Annotated in this window: 3 protein-coding genes; all 3 read right to left on the bottom strand. The window is 35.0% G+C overall.

From position 1 onward, the window contains the following. A partial coding sequence (locus tag DW114_RS21915; protein ID WP_233512198.1) for a FeoB small GTPase domain-containing protein occupies positions 1-513 on the bottom strand: 513 nt, incomplete at its 3' end. A 71-nt stretch (positions 514-584) separates the two neighbouring features. Then, positions 585-806 carry a FeoA family protein gene (locus tag DW114_RS21090; protein WP_117456306.1) on the bottom strand — a complete coding sequence of 74 codons (222 nt, stop codon included), beginning with the start codon at positions 804-806 and terminating at the stop codon, positions 585-587. A 19-nt stretch (positions 807-825) separates the two neighbouring features. Continuing rightward, positions 826-1035, bottom strand: coding sequence for a FeoA family protein (locus tag DW114_RS21085; RefSeq protein ID WP_117456304.1), 210 nt, complete (start codon positions 1033-1035; stop codon positions 826-828). Between the last annotated feature and the right edge of the window lie 175 nt (positions 1036-1210).

Here is a 1210-nt window from a genome sequence, read left to right as displayed (position 1 = left end):
AGAAGCTGTTTTTCCATATGCTGCGGCCTTTATCACCGCATCACTTACATTCTGTATGCCTGTACCTTTTAAAGCTGAAATCTCAATAATGGGAATACCTAGTTTATTGGATAATTCTAAGACATCTATTCGATCGCCATTTTTCTTGACGATATCCATCATATTGATTGCCATGACAACAGGAATACCAAGTTCGCATAATTGTGTTGTCAGATACAGATTTCGTTCCAGGTTGGTACCATCTACAATATTTAAGATCACATCTACCTGATCATTAAGAAGATAATTTCTTGCGACAACTTCTTCCAGTGTATATGGTGACAAGGAATAGATACCAGGTAAATCCGTAATTATGACACCTTCATGTTTCTTTAACTTTCCTTCTTTTTTCTCTACAGTAACTCCCGGCCAATTTCCTACAAACTGATTGGAACCAGTTAATGCATTAAACAATGTTGTTTTGCCACAGTTTGGATTTCCTGCAAGTGCGATTCTTATTTCTTTTGTGTTCATTTTATACCTCTCTTTCCGATTAGCCTAAACTAACTTTTGTCTTAAAATAAAAGGCTTTTGCCTCATGGTATTTATTCAATTTCAATCATGTCCGCATCTGCTTTACGCAGGGATAATTCATATCCACGTACTGTTATTTCTATAGGATCGCCGAGCGGTGCTACTTTACGAAGTAGAATATCTACACCTTTTGTGATTCCCATATCCATAATTCTTCTTTTCACAGCACCTTCACCATGAAGTTTTACTACTTTAACGCTCTCGCCTTTTCTTACCTGTCGAAGTGTTCTCATATGTTTTCTCCTTCCCATATCATATTACGATTTTGCGAGCCATCTCTTTACTAATCGCAACCCTGGCTTCTTTTACGTTTACAATCATATTACCAGCTATCTCATTTATGATTGTGACATTGCCACCAACAACAAAACCTAGATTTTCTAAATGCTTTTTTACTTCAGGACTTCCTCCTACTTTTTTGATTATATGTTCTTTTCCTATATCCGCAAATATCAATGGCATCCTATATCAATCCTTTCTTTATAAGTTAGATTAATCTAACTATTGAATCAAAATATAAATTAGCCTAAGCTAACTACGCTTATATTACCATTATCTAATACTTTTTGTCAAGATGTTTTATCATCTTCTTTATACGGTCTTTTATCATGCACAAAAAAAGCCATAGCATTACGCT

The organism is Absiella sp. AM09-50, assembly GCF_003433845.1.
Classification (GTDB): Bacteria; Bacillota_I; Bacilli_A; order Erysipelotrichales; family Erysipelotrichaceae; genus Hoskinsella; species Hoskinsella hominis.
This window is presented reverse-complemented; position numbering and strand designations above follow the sequence as displayed.

Coding starts and splice junctions, on each gene's coding strand:
- DW114_RS21085 (WP_117456304.1), bottom strand. CDS start 1,035: ATGCCATTGATATTTGCGGATATAGGAAAAGAACATATAATCAAAAAA.
- DW114_RS21090 (WP_117456306.1), bottom strand. CDS start 806: ATGAGAACACTTCGACAGGTAAGAAAAGGCGAGAGCGTTAAAGTAGTA.